At 66.5% G+C, this 18,110-nt stretch carries 16 protein-coding genes and 1 pseudogene; 8 read left to right on the top strand and 9 right to left on the bottom strand.

The window, feature by feature from the left end:
* Positions 1-85: 85 nt before the first annotated feature.
* Together ACQEVU_RS11615 and ACQEVU_RS11610 are read left to right on the top strand one after the other, a co-directional pair.
* Positions 86-712 (top strand): hypothetical protein, encoded by a 627-nt coding sequence (locus ACQEVU_RS11615; RefSeq protein WP_259863950.1) that lies wholly within the window; start codon positions 86-88, stop codon positions 710-712.
* Between the two features lie 121 nt (positions 713-833).
* Positions 834-1,313 carry a hypothetical protein gene (locus ACQEVU_RS11610; RefSeq protein ID WP_433322734.1) on the top strand — a complete coding sequence of 160 codons (480 nt, stop codon included), beginning with the start codon at positions 834-836 and terminating at the stop codon, positions 1,311-1,313.
* Between the two features lie 229 nt (positions 1,314-1,542).
* On the opposite strand, the gene ACQEVU_RS11605 is transcribed toward ACQEVU_RS11610, so the two are convergent.
* The 3 genes and pseudogenes from ACQEVU_RS11605 to ACQEVU_RS11595 all read right to left on the bottom strand — a co-directional run bounded on the left by ACQEVU_RS11605 (position 1,543) and on the right by ACQEVU_RS11595 (position 5,509).
* Positions 1,543-3,324 (bottom strand): reverse transcriptase domain-containing protein, encoded by a 1,782-nt coding sequence (locus ACQEVU_RS11605; RefSeq protein WP_433322733.1) that lies wholly within the window; start codon positions 3,322-3,324, stop codon positions 1,543-1,545.
* Positions 3,325-3,858: 534 nt separating this feature from the next.
* Positions 3,859-4,529, bottom strand: a pseudogene (locus tag ACQEVU_RS11600) (IS5 family transposase); the annotation flags it as partial.
* Between the two features lie 185 nt (positions 4,530-4,714).
* The gene (locus ACQEVU_RS11595) at positions 4,715-5,509 is read right to left on the bottom strand and encodes a formylglycine-generating enzyme family protein (RefSeq protein ID WP_433322732.1); all 795 of its coding nucleotides are present in this window, start codon (positions 5,507-5,509) and stop codon (positions 4,715-4,717) included.
* A 90-nt stretch (positions 5,510-5,599) separates the two neighbouring features.
* Here ACQEVU_RS11595 and ACQEVU_RS11590 point away from each other — a divergent pair, with 90 nt between their 5' ends.
* Complete coding sequence (locus ACQEVU_RS11590; RefSeq protein WP_433322731.1) at positions 5,600-6,016, top strand: DUF4279 domain-containing protein; 417 nt, start codon at positions 5,600-5,602, stop codon at positions 6,014-6,016.
* Between the two features lie 110 nt (positions 6,017-6,126).
* Here ACQEVU_RS11590 and ACQEVU_RS11585 read toward each other — a convergent pair whose 3' ends face one another.
* The 6 genes from ACQEVU_RS11585 to ACQEVU_RS11560 all read right to left on the bottom strand — a co-directional run bounded on the left by ACQEVU_RS11585 (position 6,127) and on the right by ACQEVU_RS11560 (position 12,381).
* Complete coding sequence (locus ACQEVU_RS11585; protein ID WP_433322730.1) at positions 6,127-6,864, bottom strand: hypothetical protein; 738 nt, start codon at positions 6,862-6,864, stop codon at positions 6,127-6,129.
* Positions 6,865-7,009: 145 nt separating this feature from the next.
* Positions 7,010-7,675: a GNAT family N-acetyltransferase gene (locus tag ACQEVU_RS11580; protein ID WP_433322729.1), complete on the bottom strand. Its 666-nt coding sequence runs from the start codon at positions 7,673-7,675 to the stop codon at positions 7,010-7,012.
* A 161-nt stretch (positions 7,676-7,836) separates the two neighbouring features.
* The gene (locus ACQEVU_RS11575) at positions 7,837-8,298 is read right to left on the bottom strand and encodes a DUF6924 domain-containing protein (protein WP_433322728.1); all 462 of its coding nucleotides are present in this window, start codon (positions 8,296-8,298) and stop codon (positions 7,837-7,839) included.
* A 379-nt stretch (positions 8,299-8,677) separates the two neighbouring features.
* Entirely contained in the window at positions 8,678-9,745 is a 1,068-nt protein-coding gene (locus ACQEVU_RS11570) for a hypothetical protein (protein WP_433322727.1), read from the bottom strand.
* Between the two features lie 290 nt (positions 9,746-10,035).
* Entirely contained in the window at positions 10,036-10,296 is a 261-nt protein-coding gene (locus ACQEVU_RS11565; RefSeq protein ID WP_433322726.1) for a hypothetical protein, read from the bottom strand.
* Positions 10,297-10,560: 264 nt separating this feature from the next.
* Entirely contained in the window at positions 10,561-12,381 is a 1,821-nt protein-coding gene (locus tag ACQEVU_RS11560) for a TniQ family protein (RefSeq protein WP_433322725.1), read from the bottom strand.
* 344 nt (positions 12,382-12,725) lie between these two features.
* Here ACQEVU_RS11560 and ACQEVU_RS11555 point away from each other — a divergent pair, with 344 nt between their 5' ends.
* The 5 genes from ACQEVU_RS11555 to ACQEVU_RS11535 all read left to right on the top strand — a co-directional run bounded on the left by ACQEVU_RS11555 (position 12,726) and on the right by ACQEVU_RS11535 (position 17,615).
* On the top strand, positions 12,726-13,196 hold the full coding sequence (locus tag ACQEVU_RS11555; protein WP_433322724.1) for a hypothetical protein: 471 nt from the start codon (positions 12,726-12,728) through the stop codon (positions 13,194-13,196).
* 107 nt (positions 13,197-13,303) lie between these two features.
* Positions 13,304-14,101, top strand: a complete 798-nt coding sequence (locus ACQEVU_RS11550; protein WP_433322723.1) for a hypothetical protein — start codon at positions 13,304-13,306, stop codon at positions 14,099-14,101.
* 232 nt (positions 14,102-14,333) lie between these two features.
* Positions 14,334-15,239 carry a bifunctional DNA primase/polymerase gene (locus tag ACQEVU_RS11545; RefSeq protein ID WP_433322722.1) on the top strand — a complete coding sequence of 302 codons (906 nt, stop codon included), beginning with the start codon at positions 14,334-14,336 and terminating at the stop codon, positions 15,237-15,239.
* A gap of 629 nt (positions 15,240-15,868) precedes the next feature.
* Entirely contained in the window at positions 15,869-16,183 is a 315-nt protein-coding gene (locus tag ACQEVU_RS11540; RefSeq protein ID WP_433322721.1) for a hypothetical protein, read from the top strand.
* Complete coding sequence (locus ACQEVU_RS11535; protein ID WP_433322720.1) at positions 16,170-17,615, top strand: hypothetical protein; 1,446 nt, start codon at positions 16,170-16,172, stop codon at positions 17,613-17,615. The genes ACQEVU_RS11540 and ACQEVU_RS11535 overlap by 14 nt, the downstream gene beginning before the upstream one ends.
* The last annotated feature ends 495 nt before the right edge of the window (positions 17,616-18,110 follow it).

Genomic DNA, 18,110 nt, shown 5'->3' with positions numbered 1-18,110 from the left:
GGACCAACCCCATTACCGCTATGCCGGGACAGACGACGGACGAGGCACCGACCCCACAGGGCTTGACACAAAACGACTTACGCTGATGAGCGCGCAGCTGATCAAGCGGTTCTACGATGTGTTCGTGACCGAGGACCGGGCGCCGCTTTACTGGGATCCGATGCCGTACGTCAGCGCGGTGTTCGCAGCGCAGCCGCAGGACGGCCTGTGGCGGGGGCGTGATGCGACGTTCCAGGGCAAGTGGTCGGAGCGCAACTGGCGCAATGTGCCCGGCCCGTTCTACGGCGCTGAGACTGACAACTGCTGGGTAGGCCGGCTACACGCGCCGCGTCATGTGCTGTACGGCGACGATATCGACTACGAGCAGGAGTTCCTCTACCGTCAGCCGCGCAGCATTGAGGAGCTCCGCGCCGTCATCTTCGCGGCCCGAGAGGACCCGTGGGCCGGCTGGGCCTGCGACGGCGACGCGCACTGGACGCCAGCTCTCGTCAGGCAATGGTGGCGCGACCGCGCCCGGCTCCGGGAGTGGATCACGACCAAACATCGGTGCTGGAGCGACTCCGACCGCGCCGACGAACGAGAAGCGGCCACTGGCCTGGCCGACTACCTGACCTATCTCGACGGCGACCTGCACGGCGACCTGCAGGTCTACAGCTACTTTCTGGACAACCACATCAGCCCGGCCCAAGGTGACCGGCTACCCACACTGTAAGCGCGGACAGCCCCGCGGCACCGATCCTTCATCGCGGCATGAGCGCGTACGTGATCAAGCAGGTGGACAGCACGACGCAGCGCGCTTGTGCGCGGCGGTGACCGCGGGAAAGATCTCGTTCGTGCGCCGCTGGATCGCCGGTCTCACCGTGCTCGCGATGGCCATCGTGGCGACGACGGTGGTCGTGCTGTGGCGCCGCGTGTACGACCCGCGGCAGTACCCGGACAGCGACCACATCACGCTTAGCAGCGCGCTGGATTGGGCGCATCTGACGCTTCCGGAGTGCGGCGAGCGCGGGGTGAGGTATTGGTACTTCGGCAACCTTTTCGGCGAGGCCGACATGCTGATGCGGATGTCGGCGTCGCGTGGGTGTATCGAACAGTTTCTGTCGGCGAATGCGGCCGAGCCGATCGCCGCTGGGGACAGGCCGTCGGCGTTCGTCACCCGCACGCCCGAAGCGTGGGGCTGGCCGGACGGCCGGTTCCTCAGCGGCTACTCCGTCGCCGCCGACAGAGCCTCATCGGTGATTGTGGAGATCGCGGCCGACCTGGACGCCACCCCGCTCGCCGACCTTTTCGTCCATGTGTCTAAGAGGTCCTAACAAAGTCGTACGACGTGCCGGTACGTGATGATGCAGGTGGCGAGGGCGAGGAGTGCTTCGTGGATGTCGTCGCGACGTTCCCACCGGATGCGGAGTCGTTTCATGCCGTGGTACCAGGCGGATGGGTCGGCCGCGCGGCGAGGTGCCAGCCTTTTGGACTGGTCCTTTTCCGCGCGGCCTCCCGCCGAACCGGATTTGATGGTTTCCCGATCGTCCGGCTCTCCAGTGATTACTGCGTGAGCGGTATGGCTGGTTGCCCGGTGTGGACCTGGCCGTGGCAGGAGGCGCAGACCACGAGGGTTTTGCGTCGCCTGTTGGCCATGGCCTTGGCCCATTGGGGCTGCAGCGGCCCGGGTTGGCCGAGGTCGGCGAGCTTGCGGACGTGGTGGACTTCCACCTTGCCCGGTCGCTGGCAGATCTCGCAGACGTCCGCGAGGAGTCGTGAGACGAGTTCCTTGTGCGGGTGGTCGACCCGGATCGGTTGGCGGTCGGTGACCGTCGCCGTTTTCTGCCGGTGGAGTGGTGTCTCACCGAACCGTGCGACCAGTGGTTTCCTGCCGTCGCGTTCGATGCGTGCTTCGAAGCAGGTGCGTGGCCCGTGCGGTGTCTGGATTTTGGTTTTGTGCTTGGCCGCCATCTTCGACACCGTCGAGCGGTGCTTGCCCGCCAGGGTCTTGAGCATGGAGGTCTCCATGACCCAGCGCAGCCGGTGCAGTCGATAGACGTCCCCGGCCAGCAGGTAATACTGGACGATGCCCCGGTAGACGGCCCCGTAGGTGGCGACGATGGTGTGGTCGCTGCCGTTGGTCAGGGTCTTCTGCTTGGCGGGTTTGCCGCGGTGCAGGTAGGGGGCGGACTTGGCCTTGATCACGTCCCTGGGGACACGCAGGGCGATCTGGCCGTTGACGCGCCGGTAACGGCCGGTCTTCTTCGTGTCGTTGTGCTGGACGGTGATCTCGTAGCCGAGGAAACGGGCCGCGCCTGTGCGGGCGTGGGTGATCAGCGTCTTGTCCCGGGAGAGTTCGAGCTTGAGTTCGTCGCGCAGGAACTCGGCCAGGCGCTGTTTGATGTCTTCGGCTTCGGCTTTCGGGCCGGTGAACCCGAGCAGATGGTCGTCTGCGTACCTGCAGTACCGCAACCGCCGGTATCCCGGATCGTCCGGGTCGGCGCTGGGCAGGCTGACCATCCGCCGCCGCAGTGCCCGCGCCAGTGGGCGGTCACCACGCCGTCGGGCCTTGGCCAGCTGGTTCTGCAGGTCCAGGTAGGCAGGGTTGCGCGCCCTACGGCCCCCTCGGGTGTACTCCGGGATCAGGACTGTCTCGACGAACTGGTCCAGTTTGTGCAGGTAGATCGAGGACAGGACCGGCGAGGCCACGCCGCCCTGGGGAGCCCCGGACAGGGTGGCGCCCCATTTCCAGTCCTCCAGGTATCCGGCTGTGAGCATGTTGCGCACCAGCCGCAGGAACCGGTTGTCGTGGATCTTCTCCGACAGGGTCGTGATCATCAGGCCGTGATCGAGCGATCCGAAACAGTCGGCGATGTCGCCCTCGATGAACCAGGCCGTTCCGGTCCAGGTGTTGGCGATCTCCCGCAACGCGGTATGACAGCCTCGCCGTGGCCGGAACCCGTGGGACCGGTCGGAGAACGTCGGCTCGTAGTACGCCTCCAACAGCAGGCGGACCACCTCGCCGACGAGCTTGTCCGACCAGGTCGGCAGTCCCAACGGGCGGGTCTTCCCGTTCTTCTTCGGGATGTGCACCCGTCGCACCGGGCGGAATCGGTAGCGCTCGTGGCGCATCGCCGCGATGATGCGGCCGATCTTCGCCTGGGACATGCCGTCCACGGTCTCCTGCGTGACCCCGGGCGTCATCGCGCCGTGGTTGGCGTAAATGCGTCCGTAGGCCAGCAGATACAGCTGCGGGTTGAACAGTTGCCGATACAGCTCGTCAAGCGGCAGGCCGCGCCTGCCACGCTCACGCAGGACACCCAGCACCGTTGCGGCGCTCTGCATTACGCATACCTCTCAGTTCTGTGGTGTCCGATCACCTGGCCCCCTTCGCCCTGCAGACGGCTTTCCCGCCCTCCCTGGCCGGTCGTGACTCCGGCGACTACTACGAGGCCTCCGTCGCCATAGGACTCGCGTCCCACAGGCGATCCCGCGTTCGTCTCTGTTGTACGTAGCAGCGTGACGTAGGCGCCCCACTCATCTCCTTGAACACCCTCGCTGGGCGTCGCCCCGCGCTCCGAGGGTGCGTCGGCCACAATCGACTCCGACGCAGAGCACGGCACCGGTTTCAGATGCCTTTCCGGTGGATGAGAACTTGCATCGACTGGAGATTAGGGTTCAGGCAATCCAGCTTTCGCCATATCACGCGGGTCCTCCCGGTGCACCGTCCCTGACATCTGGGCCCAGCCACCGGGCTGCTCTGGCATGCTCCTGTCCCCTTCACCTTTCGGATCCAGGTAAGCCAGCCAACCCAGGAACCTCCCTTCGAGTCCCTCCCAGCTGAGCTGGGGATACAACAGAGCGCCTCGCGGCGCACATCGTGCGCTCGATCACCCACCGGTATGCGCCCAGGCCGGAGCCGTGCGGTTGGCCGCGGCGGGCTATCCGGGGCCGGATCCCTCTGGTGCGTACGGCCTTGCGGTACTTGTCGTGGTCGTAGGCGCGGTCGGCGAAGAGTTCGTCGGGTCGCTGTCGTGGCCGACCGCGCCGGCCGCGGACCGGTGGGATCTTGTCGATCAGCGGCAGCAGTTGCGTGACGTCGTTGCGGTTTCCGCCGGTCAGCGACACGCACAGCGGGATGCCGGCGCCCTCGGTCAGGACGTGGTGTTTCGAGCCCGGCCGGGCGCGGTCGACCGGGCTCGGACCACTTTTGGGCCGCGTCGCGCCGCACGCACGTGCGAGGAGTCAATGACCGCCCTGGACCAGTCCAGCTTCCCCGCGCCCTGCAGCTCGGCCAGGAGCAGTTCGTGCAGCTGCTGCCAAACCCCGGCCTGGTTCCACTCGTCGAGCCGCCGCCAGCACGTCATCCCGGATCCGAACCCGAGTTCCTGGGGCAGGAACTCCCACTGGATGCCGGTGTGCAGCACGAACAGGATGCCGCACAACACCTGCCGATCCGGGATCCGCTTGCGCCCCGGGTGCCAGGGATCGCGCTGCGGCAGCTCGGGCAGCAACGGTTCGATGCGCTGCCACAATCCGTCCGGCACGATCCACGGTGGCTGTTCACCACGCCTCACGGCGAGAGATCGTAGATCATCGTCCACAAGAGACGGAAGACCCATAGATCATTTTGTTAGGAACTCTAACAGCTGATGCTCGCCGCGCTGTAGAGAGGCGTGCCGAGCTGACTGCAGCCGCATACAGCGCGCACTTCGCGGCAGGAGCGGAAACGTGATCAAGCATCGGTCGATCGTCGCCACCCATTCGTACCCGCCGAGTGGGATGGTAGTGGTGCAACCGGGCGCACCGCGGTGAACTGGGTGTGCTCATACCGGGTGGCGGCTAGCAGCAGCAGCCATTCGTCACAGCCCTGCCACGGGTACAGGTCGGCGGCGCCACCACGTACCACCCTGGGCCCGTCGCCGGTGCGTGGGCGCCCGTCCGCCGGAGCGCCTGTGAAGCCGGGAATCCACACGTCGGCGCAGATCTCGTTCGCCGAGCCCATCCCGGCGAGCCCGAACGCATTCTCGGCGGCGGCTGTCCGCTCCTCGTCGCCGAAGTCGTCGAGGAGCTGATCCTCGCCGGGCTTGCGGTTGCTGCGGAAAGTCAATGTGGTGGTGCCGGCCCGGGCCGCGTACTCCCATTCGGCCTCGCTGGGCAGCCGGAACGGCAGCGCTTCAAGCAGGTCGTCCAGGTCCTCGTCAAGCCGAGCTGTGCCGGAGTCCGCGTCGGCGTAGTCGTCCTCATACTCGGGCAGCCAGTGCCGCACCTGTGCGACCGTCAACGGGTGCCGGGCGATCAGGAACGGCTCGATCCGCACCTCGCGTACCGGCTGGGCGTCCCCAGCGCTGGCGAAGAACGGCTCGAGCGTGTCCTCGACTCCTCCGCTGCGTTCGATGGCGCGCACCGCTTCCAATTCCGCCTCGGACAGACCCATGTGGAACGTCCCGCTCGGCACCGCGCGGAACAGCACCCCCGACGCGATGTGCCGCCAAGCCGGCAGACCGGACACGACTTCCTCGGTCCACATGGCGCTGAACGCTAGCAGCCCCGGCGACGGCTCTGCGCCGCCTCCCCCACGGACGGCGGCGGGAGCTGGACACTCTGAAACGATGTCGGGATGCCGGGACTGAGCCGACTCGCGTTTATCGTTCAGAGCGGGACCCTGACCGGGGAGGAAATCAGCCAGCGGCTGGGTCTGCGGCCTCCGGCTGTCACCGAGCGGGGTGAGGTGGTGTCCAGGAGGAATCCGGGCGGCGGCCGGCGCGCGCACACCACATGGGCAGTGGACAGCACCCTCGCGGAGACCGCGGAACTCGCCGCGCACCTGGAAGCGCTCCTTCCCCTCATCGAGGATCGGCTTCCTGCGCTTCGGCAGATCCAGAGCGATGGAGGGACCATGTTCTGGTCCTGCTTCGTCACTGCGAAGCCGCTCGGAAACATGTTCCGGCTCGAGGCCGAACTCCTGTACCGGCTCGCCAAGGTTGGTGTGCCTCTCGATTTCGACCTCTATGACAGCGACGAGACAGCGCACTGACATCGGCAGTTCAGCGTGCCGGTTATCGCGTGACCTCATCACGCGGCGTGACGGAGGAGGTCGAACCCGCGCTCACCCTCCGCGGCATGAGCGCGCGGCCGATCAAGCGCTCAGCTGAGGCTGCCGAGGTGCCTCATGAGCGTTGTTCTCGACCAGGCCATGGCCACAACGTTGTCGCCGGTCAGCGGGCATGGGCGTCCTGCACGCGCGGCTGCGACACCGTCGGCCCATCGTTGATCGGTGCCTGGGTGGCGTGCCCGGTACCGCTCGGCGTAGCGGTGAACCAAGTCCGGGTGGCGGTGGTAAGCGAGCCATTCCAGCAGTGCGACCGGGTTGTTGGTGCAGTCGCCGGCCCGCGAACCCACGACAGTTTTGAGGTCACTGGCTTCGGCGAACCACGGCAGAACACCCTCGCGCACCATCGCCACGAACCGCTTCAGGTGATCGACACGCTCAGCCGGTTCGGTCAGGTCGATATTGCCGTCCAGAGCGTCGCCGTACACGTAGCCGTTCGCCCGGCCCGATGCATATCCCAGCAGGTGTCCGCAGACGAAGTCGTGCTCGGCCGGTCCGGCAACCAGGTGCGGATGCGCCAGCCGCCACCGGCGCAACGCCGCGTCGGTTACCCCAACATACGTGGAGATCGAGATGAGCCGGCCGGTGCGATTGTATGAACTGGGTTGCAAGGCAATCCGGTGCACGGTGCCGTCGACCTCACGCTGCACATCCCGAGTCTTGACCAACCAGCGGAACCCGTGTTCGGCCAACACCTCCGCGATCCACGCGCCAGCCGCATCAACCACGTCACGAGGCCGGTGAGCAGTCAGCAGCTCCTGATTCAGCACCACTCGGAAAGTCAACCACGCGCCGAAAGGCGGACCGCCTTCCTGTAACACTGCGCCGCGCACCCAGCGGCATGAGCGAGCATCCTGGCCGGTGCTGACGCGGGCTTGGTCGGCGGTCCGCGGCAGCGGTCCCCGGTGCGTCTCGGGTTCACGGCATCGGCGCACCCAGCATCGCACGTGCCCCGGGCGACAGGCCGGTGATGCTGCAGCCGTCGGACGAGCCTCGCCAATCTGCGCGCCGCAGGGTGAGGTTGATCTGGTCCACTCGTCGACCTTCGGCCGCCCGGGTGGTCGTCCCGTTGGGCTGATAGCCCAGCGCTGCCGAAACCGCCAAGGAGGGCTCATTGCTCGCCCAGGCGGCGGTGTCCGCGCGCTCGGCTCCCAAGCCGGCGAACGCGAGATGCAGCACAGCCCTGCGCATGGCCTTGCCGTGTCCGGCCCGTTGATATGCGCGGCCGATCCAGGACCCGGTGGAGACCACCCGCGTGACGGCGAAGTCCTGCGCGCCGATCTCCTGCACGCCGACGAGCACACCACCCACCTTCGCGGCCAGCATGAGGTTCCACCGCTCCGGTCGCCAGTCGGCGAAGGCCGCCCAGTAGTAGCGAAGGAACCGGCGCTCCGCTTCGGGGGACTCAAAATCCTCCCACCCGCCGACCGGCGTGCGCGGCAGATAGTAATTCTGCGGATCGTAGATACCGGCAGCGGCCAGCCGCGCGACCTCCACGAGCGTGCCCTCGCCGGGAACGAACAACTCGACATCCGGTGTCTGGACCTGCAGCCCGACGACCGGCCAGATCTCCACGAGCTCCATACGACCATCATGGTCGACACGAGCGAGACGAACGCACGCTCATCGGCACGACCGAGCAGGGCCGCAACGGTCCGTTGCCGCGCCGCCGGCCACGAAGCGTGACGATCTCCATGTCGACGGCCGCGCCCACCCGGCGGCAGATGCGCGCACCAGGTTGCGTGTTACTCGAAGCCGCGGAAGATGCCGTCGCCGTCCACGTTGTCGGCGAACTCTTCCCAGTCCATGTTCGAGATCGTGAGGTTGTTCTGAATCGACCACATCTCGGACGGCACGACTCGGAACGTGGCACCGTACTGCGGCCCCTTGCCCTGGTCCTCCAGATCTTCCACGTAGTCGTAGAGGTTGACCACCAGAATCGGCCGGTCAGGGTGGGTCAGCGCCTTCGTGTCGACAAGGAAGGTGACGGCATGATGCACGTCTGCGGGCACCATCTCCAGGAGCTGCGACGGCGTGATCCCCTCGTACGCACGATCATCGACGAACGTAACGAACGCGGTGAACCCGTCCTCCGTCTGTGGTTCAGCGATCGCCGCCTGAATCTCTATCCATTCCTGCGGATGAGCAAAATCGGTACGGATGACCAAGGAAACGTCGGAGCCCTGGTGCCACATGCGCTCGTCCACGCACGCGAGGATAAGCCAAACCGGCAGCATCGAACGCACTCTCATCGGCAGGACAGGAAGCCTTGGCGCCGCCGTGCTGGTCACCCGCTGTGACGTACGCGAGCCTGCCGCCGCGCACCAACGGCGGCAGATGCGCTCAGCTCATCATGCTAATTTAGCCGGCTGCAGCGTCGGGCCGGAGCGTACTCATGGTCGCGAGATGCTATGCCTGGATTCCCGCAGGGCTCGCCGGCCTCGCCCTAGTGCTGCGGACGAAGCCGGGACGTTGCGGTGCAACAGTCCTACGGACGTACGAACTGACGTCGGCGCGGGTCGCGTCAAATCTGGTGAACCACGAACGGAGTTACGGGAGGAGTTGAGGTAGCCCTCTCGTAAATCATCAGGACAGGGTGAGATCGGGAAATGCTCGCGCGATCTCGTCGGGATTGACGCCTGCACCTTCCACGTCGCTCTTCGTCAATGACCCATGCGACGTCGACCCCCAGACTACTTCCCTCCACCGGCCGGATTCCGCACGATACAGAACAGCCTGCCTGCCGTGAACATTGACCTTGCCTTCATACTCGACGTAAGCCCAGACCCCAGAGCATACGAACTTCGTGATGCTCGCCGATTCAATAGGGGGGAATGAAGATTTATCGCAACCGGGCGGGACAGACGATTGGAGCGACGGTTCTGCGCAACCCTTGAGAAATGGCCACGAATAGCTCGGGTCTTGCCGCAATCCAGGGGGGTCGTACGTCGATATCCAGTTGTAGTAAGGAACGTCATTTCTCGTTCCTATAATCCGGAGCGGTTCAGCAGGTGTGCCAATCTGTCGGACGTATTTGTCTCCGCGGTAGGTATATTGCAGCCTGACTCCAAATTCGTAGTATCCGGAGCACGCTTCCAGGTTGAGGTAGAAGTGAACTGGGTCGCCTGCCGCAGTCGTGAATCCGGTTCCGATCGGGCCGGTTGGAGCTTCCGGATCCACCCCGCCCGGCTTGTTTCCGATGATTCCGAGATCGCGGACATATACATCGTTCTTGTTTAGATCTGCGCTAAAGGCCCGATATTGCTCGCCACCGCAACCGCCCTCTGGAGTGCCCGCAACCCATGCCGGCTGCGCAGCCTTGTCCTCTTTGAACTTTATGACTTCGATTTTATATACGTACGCCGGTATCTCATCACGCGTGACCAATCGGAGTTCTAAGACGCCGTCGCGGAATATTGTCGCACCGCTTGCTAGGAGATACGTTACCGGTTGCTTGTACTTAAAATTTGTTGGCACTGGCCCATCTGGAAGCATGGCGTAATAGGGGCTGCCTACTTCGCAGTTCACGGTGGGCCACTCTTTGGTTACAACGACGAGTGGCCCCTGGCCAAGCTCGTCTTCAATGCGATTCGCAATCCGCCATACGTAACTGCCGCCGACCGTTCCGATGATCAAGGCGAGGAGGTGGGTCACTCCAAGAAATGTCCAGTGTACGATTTTCGCGCGAGCACCGACAGGCTCGCCATCGCCACTGTTGGTGTCATCCAGCCTAGGCGACGTTTTTCGTTGCTTAGACGAATTCTTGCGTCTGCGTGGCAACGGACACTCCATTAGTCAAGATGAGGAGACGACTACAGTCTGCCAGTTCGCGTCAAGCCCAAAGGCACGAGATCAACACGTGATCGACCATTTCTGATAACTCCGGAAAAATCGGAAGTGTGAGGCTCCTTGCGTTGAACTGCCGTTGCCCGAATCCGTACTTGTCACGGCGGGCATGAGGGGCCGGCCCAGGTCTGGGCGAGGCCGGGGTGCTTCAGGCGGCTGGCGCGGTTGAAGCCTGGTTGCATCCTGATGCTGAACCGGGTGTACGCCGCTTTCCCCATGTGCGGGGGAACGTCGATCTGTCCGTGGTCGTCGAGGATGATCTCCGCCGCCACCGAGAGCAACATCAGCCGACCCTTCGCATCGACCAGCTTCGGGGAGTTCAGCGCAAACGTGTTTCGCAACGCCGCGTGCGGCAGCACCTCACCGAGTTCGGAAGATCAGATGCACTGTTCTCGGCAAATCCGGACGTCGCCAGAGGTCGGCAAACATCACCCTGTGTAGTCAATAGTTCTGTGTGCTTGAGTCGGCTTGGCCTCCAGATCGTCGCTGTGCGTGCGGATGTCGATGGCCGCTGTGTGCTCGGCGGTGTACGCGCCTCTGCACTGCAACTCGTACGCCGACACCAGCGCCGCGGTGCACGGCGACTCGCCGCGACGCCCGCGATCCGTACCTCCGACAAAAGATCATCGCGGATTGTGGGAGTCCAACAGCGTCGCGCCGAACCTCAACATCTGATCGGCCAGCGCATCCGGCAACCATCTGGACATCGTCCGGCAAGTCCGCAGGCGGCTTTTGATCGGGACCGTCGACCATCCCGGATCCAGCAGCGCGGGAGCGTCGCCGAGCTCACCGCAGGTCATCGCGGTCCATAACCAGACCGCTGCGGCTCGACAGCCAGCGGGCATCAACCTGCCACCGTGTTCGGCGAACAATGGACCCCATATGCCGCGGTCGATAGTGACGAATCGGGATAACGCCTGTCGGCGGTGGTCGTAGTCGATAGGTCCGCGCTCTTGCAGCCGGTCCGCCAACGTAGTGGCCGCCTGCCAGAACCGGGCCGGATCGACAACGAATTCACACACGTAGTCGGCGACCGCTGCCGCGCGACCGTCCGGCCATCCGAGCGCGAGGCCAGCACGCGCCCACGTCCTTGCGCCGCAGATCCGCGCCAGGGCCAACGCCACGTAGCGGCGGCCAGATAGTCCAGGCGGTGTGCGCAGCCACGGCTCGATCAGCTCCTGGTAGTCCGCCTCGGCCACCAACCGGGGCAGGTGCCGAAACTCCAGGCACCCGCCCGGGTCTGACCGGCTTGACGCCGCGCTCGTCCTGCGCCGTCGCGGTGTTCGTGACGCCGAGCGGTCAACGTCAGCAGCGAACGGCACGTGAGCGCCGGCTCTGCTCCACCTGGCCATCGGGGTGGGGAAGACCGCCCGCACCGCCATACTCACCAACGGCGGCATCCGCCATCGCCACAGCGGCCGGCACTCCTGCGCGCCGGGCCCTTCGACGACCGCCGCGCCGAACGGCCTCATCGCCTCAATCAGGTCGTCGTCGTTGCCCGCCGCGAGCGTCCGCCCGGCGAACGCGAGCAGCGCGGTGGCCAGTAGCGCCGACCGCGGCTTGCTGCGGTAGCCGGGCACCTGCCTCGACGAGGCGGCCCCGCGACGACGACGCGCATCATCCACCAACGCCTGCGCCGCGGCGGCTGGCACCACCGCGGGCAGCTCGATGCTGTCCCCAACGAACCGGACGAGCCCACAGATACTTCGAAACGCCCAAGCCCACTCGGCCGCACCGATACAGCGGCCGGCGACCGGCGGCGGCCGGCCATACGCAGCGTCCAAGAACGCCAACTGAGCGGCGCAAACGTCATCATGAACCGGCACCTGCGGCAACTCCGTCAAGGGATAGCCACACATGCGATCGCGGGTCCTGTTCGCACAACGCGTCGGCTCCACCAGCAGAGTCCGCGGTGGAACGCCCTGGTTGCGTTCCGTGCCGCGCCGCAACTCCAGCCCGCACCGCGGGCAATGGCTGACCAGCATCAAACGGTGAGTCGGACACACCGCAGCGGCGGCCAGCCGCCACCACAGCATCCACACGCCACCGGACTCAGCCAAGCAGGACGGACACGCGCGGCTCGTCGTAAACAACGCCCATTCCCGGAACCAGACCCGCTGAACACTCGCCTTGTCATCGGCCAAGTCACTGAGGTCCAGCACCGTGCCGTCATAGGCCGACAGGTGCATCGCGTGGAGCACCTCGGCACCCACACCCGTGGCGGCCTCAACTGCCGCCGTCTGCTCATCGTTCGCGGTGATCCCGAACAGCAGAGACAACGGGCGCTGAACAGCGCCCGGGACGACGCGCAAACCAAGGTCATCAGCCACCAATCCGGGCGACCGGCGCATGTCCTGCCCCAGGCGGTCGATCCACGACGCCAGCGACTCGCCAACCTCCGGAGCCAACACCAATCCCAGCCGACGAGGCAGCCCCACCGACACAAACTATCCATCCGAAGCGAACGATGGCCAGTCACCCACGCCGACAACCCGCCCGGCGCGCGATGCCGGCCGCCGCGAGCGATGGCCCTCGATCCTGACCGACCGCGGCTTGCCCGCAAGGCCCAACCGTCGAACCGATGGCAGGGAACTACCCACATCGGTTGGCCTTGCGGGCCGGCGCCGATCGGTCGGCCTGACGGATCGGGCCATCACCCGACCACCGGCCGACGACCGCTACACGATTCAGCGGTCGTCCGGCACTGCGACACCAAGCCGTCAACCGTGAAGCAGCCAGCTCACAGCAACGGGCCGCTACACGATCCACCGAATTCCTACAGCCGTTCATGGGATACACCCACTCCTGGCGCTACCAGCCCGGCAGCGCCGACTACGCCACCGCCTGGCCGCAAATCCTCACCGACGTCACCCACCTGCTCGACACACTGCAAGGCGACGCGATCGACCTCGCCGGCCCGCAAGGATACGCACTGCCGATCATCGACCCGGTCGACGGGATCGCGTTCAACGGCGCCGTCCCCGAGGACTACGACTCCTTCCACCTCGACAGTCCCGGGCCCGACCGGCCGGTGTGGCGCTTCTGCAAGACCGACCGCCGCCCGTACGACCTCGCCGTGACCGCGGTCCTGCTGCGCTGCCACCAGCTGCTGCCCGGCAGCTTCCGCATCGGCAGCGACGGCTCCTGGGACCGCGACTGGCAAGGAGCGCGTCACATCGTCCGGGAGTGCTTCGGTGCCGTCACCGGTACCGATCCGCTGTGCGACACCACCATCGGCCTCTTCCCGCCCGCCCATTGACCCCTGGCGCCGGGCCGTCCTCGCCTGCCGCCCCCGGTGCACTTCCCCGGGGGTACGCCGGCGCGGGTCGGCCCGGCGACGGCCATCACCGCCCCGGAGGCGTATCCGTGACCACGACCCTCATCGGCCCGGCGCCCGACGGCGAACCGGTCACCGTCCACACCACCATCCGCGCCGCCGGCACGGTCGTCTACCAGCTCACCGGTGCCCGGCTGCACGGTGCTGTGCTCATCCGGCCGGACGTCCCGGACACCGAACCACTGCCGAGCCGCCTGAGCGTCCAGTTCGGCGCCGAACCGCGGACGACCGCTGCCGTCCCGCCCGACCTGCCGGTCGTGGACGGCGTCACCGCCGACGGCTGGGGATACGCACCCCTGCACGCTTCGACCGGCCGGCCGCGGTACTTGATCCGCAGCTCCGCACCGCGGCGCGATATGTCATGGCGACGCGCATTGCCCGCCGAGTCCACCCGGTACCTGCACAGCGTCTTGGACGCACTCGTCGCCCAGTATCAAGCGCTCGACGTCGACGCGCTCGCCCTTGCCGCGGCCCGCGCAAGTGCCGACCTGCGGCTCAGTCGCCTCGCGCAGGGCGCCATCCTGCCCACCGCACGGCGGCTCGCAGAAGCCACCGAGGAACTCGCCGACGCCCAGTCGGCCGCCGAACTGCTGCAAGAGCTGTCACCGCTGCGTCTGCTGGCCACACCGGCACCGCCGCACCGGCAGCACCTTCCCGCAGCCGACCCGGAGACACGGGTGACCGCCACCGATGACGGCGACTGGCTCACCTGCACCACCTGCGGCGCGTGCACTGTGCTCATCGAGCCCGGCATGACCCTGCTGCGGCTGCTGCACGTGCACACCGCGCACCGCTGCCCTCCCCCACCGCCCGCAGCGACAGGGTAACCGCACCAGCGGCACGCCTGACCACGCCCTCCTCGACCTCGCTCGCAGCCCGCATCCGGTGGCCCGGTGCGGGCCTTTTCGCATCCCTGCGACGGAAAGAACCGCCATGCCCGCACCACCGACCACAGCCGGCAGCACCGGCACGGCCCGCACACCGAGGCGGCGATCGTGAGGCGCCACGTCCCGCAGCACACGACCAGCACTACCCATGCCGATCCGAAGGGAGGTCCCGATGCCCGCCACCCCACCCACCACGGCACCCGGCCTGCTCGCCGCGGCCCTGCACTACACCACCGCCGGGATCCCGGTCATGCCCCTGCACACCCCGCACCCGACCCGCGGGTGCAGCTGCCGCGACGGCCCCGACTGCGCATCGCCCGGCAAACATCCACGCCTCCAACACGGCCAACGCGACGCCACCACCAACCCGAGCCTGATCCGGACCTGGTGGCGGCGGTGGCCCGACGCGAACGTCGGCGTCGCCACCGGCACAGCCCTGGACGTGTGCGACGTCGACACCACCGACGGCATGCACCGCGTCCTGAACCTGCTCGACGTCGCGCGGCCCGCCGCGCCGCTCGTGCGGACCGGGCTCGGCTGGCACATCTGGTACGCCAGCTCCGGGCTGCCCAGCCGGGTCGGGATGCTGCCCGGCGTCGACTGGCGCGGCCGCGGCGGCTCCGCCGTCGCACCACCATCCCTGCACGCCACCGGCACCCGATACACCTTCCAACAGCCATGGACCACCGCACCAGTCCTGCCCGACTGCCCACCGGCCCTGCGCCGCATCGTCCTCCCACCCGCACCACCGGCCATCGCCGCACGCGCCGACGGCGGCGGCATCACCAACCTCGACCGGTACACCGCGGCCGCGCTGCACGGCGAGGTCACCCGCATCCGCGGCGCACCCCGGCCCGTCGTCCACGGCGGGCGACGCGTCGCCGCCGGCGGCCGCAACAACGCCCTGCACCTGGCCGCGTTCCGGCTCGGGCAGCTCGCCGCCCGCAGCGACCTCGACGAACACACCGTCTGGACGCTGCTCACCGACGCCGCCCTCCACGTCGGCCTCAGCCCGGCCGAAGCCCGACGCACCATCCGATCCGGGTGGCGGGCCGGACTACGTCGCCCCCGGCGGTAAACCGCCATCGGTGCCCATCAGGTTCCGCACGGCGCCACTGAAACCCGTAGGACGGCTGCGCCCGCCAATCCGGTGGGCGCAGTCCTGCAACCACGCCCGCAAGGACCCACCGTTCCCCGCCCCTGAGCCGCCACAACTGCCACCCGGCCGATCTCCGCGCATCCGGCCACCACCCAATTGGACCCACCCGGCAGCATGCTGGGACCTGGCGCGACCAGAACGGCGGGTCGGACGTTGATCCCTGGCGAGCAGCGGCGCGACTACGCTGAGTAGCAGAGCCGGTGAGGGGCGGCTACCGGATCTGCCGATGAGCGGATGCCAGGCAAGGTCGGAGATGATTGAAGATGTAGGCGTGAACGACCAGCACCGCTCCTTTCGCAACCCCCCGTTCGCGAAGCGAGCCCCACCGACTGGCGAAGCTGGAACTCGGCCGCTACAAACGCCGAAATCCTTCTGCAGCAGGACTACACCCCGTCAACCACTGCCCTGTAGGACTGACCCCACTCCTGGCGCGAAGCCCCCGCCACCTGCGCCGCCGCGGGGTAGACGGGTAATTTGCGGCGACCCATCCGAAAGCGCTCACAAAAGTCCGGCTCGCGGGTCGAAGGCCTTCCTGCGACCATGCGGGTATGACGAACAAGGTCCTCGTGCAAGTTCCACCGGCCGACGTCGATGATCTTTCGGCTCTCGCGGAGGCAGCTGAAATTGTCGAAGCCCGGCCCTTCGACGGCGAGACGATGCTTCAAATCCTCTATATCCTGAGCCCGTCCTCACTGACTGCACTGGTCACGTGGATCAGGGCGAGAGCGGCGAGCAGGAAGCACTACCGGATCGTCGTCGACGGCGTCGAACTGACGGGGTACACCGCCGCGGAGACGGAACGTGTCCTCGCGGAGCTGAATCGGATTGCTGACGCGAGGCGGGTCGAGGATGCCTTGGATTGACGATCTCATTGAGGTGCTCTTCGGAGCCTGCGAGCCGCCCGGCGTGGGCCGGCAGCAGCGATGGCAAGGCTTCGCGGATTTGCTATGGCAGACGGTGTGCACAGTGCTGCAGGAGCGGCCGAACGATCGTCCGGAAATGCGCATCGTCCGAGGAAGAGCCGCGCGGCCGCAGATTCTCTCCCAAGCCGCAGGCGACTGCTTGGTCTACGACGAGTCCCTGGACCCTTGGCTGCTACGGCTGACCGAGCTGGCGGTGAAGAAGGTACCCCTCGCCGAAGCTGAGTCCTCGTTCCTCCACCTGATGGCGCAGCGCCAGTATCTACAGGGAAACTTCGCTGCGGCAGCCCGTGACATCCTTGCGCTACCCGTCGTGACGGCTGCGGGCGTGCTGCGCGGTCATCTCGCCGGCGCGACCGGCCACGACTCTTCTCCCATCTCAGCGCCGAACGCCGTACCCGACTGGGCCTTCTCCTTCTCGGCCGCCGAACTGGTGCGCGTGGAGCGCGAGTTCATCATCGCCCACGAACTCGTGCACATCTTCTTCCGGCGCTTTCCCGATCGCTTCGGTGACATCGCTAACGACTACCGAGAGATGGTGATCGCTCCCGACCGTCGCAGACCCCTCGATCTGGAGAAGGCGCGGCAGGTGGCTGAGGTGAGCATGGCGGACACCACCTGGGCCGTCGAGCGGAAGTTTGGCATCCGCGTCAGCAATGCCGAGAGCGCCGAGCTCCGTGGCGGCATCGACGCCGCGACGACCAAGGAGGACATTGATCTCATCGATCGACGTCTCGTTGAAGTCTCGGATGATCTCGATCTGCTGGAAGAGTGCATCTGCGACCTTGTCGCATCCCTCTGCCTGGCGGTGATCCGTCGTGACGGGAGCCCGTCGCGTCTCTGCGGAGTTGTCGTCGGCGCGGAGATGGCTCTGCAGAACATGCGCTTCATCCAAATCGTCGACGAGTACGCCGGCGCTAGGACCGCTGGTGAAATCCTCGAAACAACCAGTGTCGAGGACCGGATCTCGCAGTCCGTCCACGCCGCGATAGCGCGGCTGAGTCTCTACCGTGATGGCTGGGCGGTCCTGTCCGCCAATTTCCTGACCGGTAGACCGCGCGTTCCGACCCTGCTGCACAGGGCGTTGACGAAATGGAACCGGCTGCACACCGGCTACGTGCTGGATCCTCTGTTCGCTTCGTTCTGGCCCGACTATCCGGGCCGGTTCGCTCGATACACCGCCGATGAGGACATCGAGCGCCTGGTGGCTGACGGGCCGCGTGCGGTTGACGCTTTACTGCGAAACCAGGCTGTCCGCTTCGACGAGAGCGTCGACCTGACCGAGCTCAGCGCGGTGTCGACGGAGATCGCGGACCTCATCCGGACCAGCTCGACCGGCGATGATACCGGTACCAGGCAAGGCCTGCTCCGCTAGTCCGGCGTCTGACGGCACTACGCGACGGCATTCGACGCACCTCTCGCGACGGTTAGCTTCAGGGCCGCCATCCGATGCCGCCGAATCCATAAACGTTGATGCTTTGCGCCGTCGTAAGGGCTTGACGGTGGACCGGAGGCAGGAAAGTTCGGCAATGGCTGGTGACGATGGGCGGCCCAGCGGCGGCCGACCGGCGGCGGCTTGGACCAGAGGGAGATCCGCGAGGGCATCGGCATCGACGACGACCCGCTCGAGGTAGCGACGGTCTGCCCGCAAGTGGGCCGATTGAATCAGGGGCCATAGACGGTCTCTGCGCTCATTGACTGGCATGATCGCTGCATGCTTCCACCGTCTGGCGCTGTGGGAACTCCTATCGGGATCGCGGACGCCTTCGATGTTCCTGTCTTCGTGCGTTGGTCATCACCGCTGAGACCCGCGCGTCGACCGATGCCTACGCGGGTTGCTGCTGCGTGTACCCCCTGGCCGGCTTCGGCA

Source organism: Dactylosporangium sp. CA-139066 (genome assembly GCF_050936175.1).
In the GTDB taxonomy this organism is placed as follows: domain Bacteria; phylum Actinomycetota; class Actinomycetes; order Mycobacteriales; family Micromonosporaceae; genus Dactylosporangium.
The sequence above is the reverse complement of the archived record's forward strand: the minus strand, read 5'-3'. Positions and strand labels throughout refer to the sequence as shown.

Bases quoted from the DNA above. Each gene is read 5' to 3' on its own strand.
- ACQEVU_RS11590 (WP_433322731.1), top strand. From the start codon at position 5,600: ATGCCGGGACTGAGCCGACTCGCGTTTATCGTTCAGAGCGGGACCCTG.
- ACQEVU_RS11540 (WP_433322721.1), top strand. From the start codon at position 15,869: ATGACGAACAAGGTCCTCGTGCAAGTTCCACCGGCCGACGTCGATGAT.
- ACQEVU_RS11580 (WP_433322729.1), bottom strand. From the start codon at position 7,675: ATGGAGCTCGTGGAGATCTGGCCGGTCGTCGGGCTGCAGGTCCAGACA.
- ACQEVU_RS11555 (WP_433322724.1), top strand. From the start codon at position 12,726: ATGGGATACACCCACTCCTGGCGCTACCAGCCCGGCAGCGCCGACTAC.
- ACQEVU_RS11535 (WP_433322720.1), top strand. From the start codon at position 16,170: ATGCCTTGGATTGACGATCTCATTGAGGTGCTCTTCGGAGCCTGCGAG.
- ACQEVU_RS11595 (WP_433322732.1), bottom strand. From the start codon at position 5,509: ATGTGGACCGAGGAAGTCGTGTCCGGTCTGCCGGCTTGGCGGCACATC.
- ACQEVU_RS11615 (WP_259863950.1), top strand. From the start codon at position 86: ATGAGCGCGCAGCTGATCAAGCGGTTCTACGATGTGTTCGTGACCGAG.
- ACQEVU_RS11545 (WP_433322722.1), top strand. From the start codon at position 14,334: ATGCCCGCCACCCCACCCACCACGGCACCCGGCCTGCTCGCCGCGGCC.
- ACQEVU_RS11605 (WP_433322733.1), bottom strand. From the start codon at position 3,324: ATGCAGAGCGCCGCAACGGTGCTGGGTGTCCTGCGTGAGCGTGGCAGG.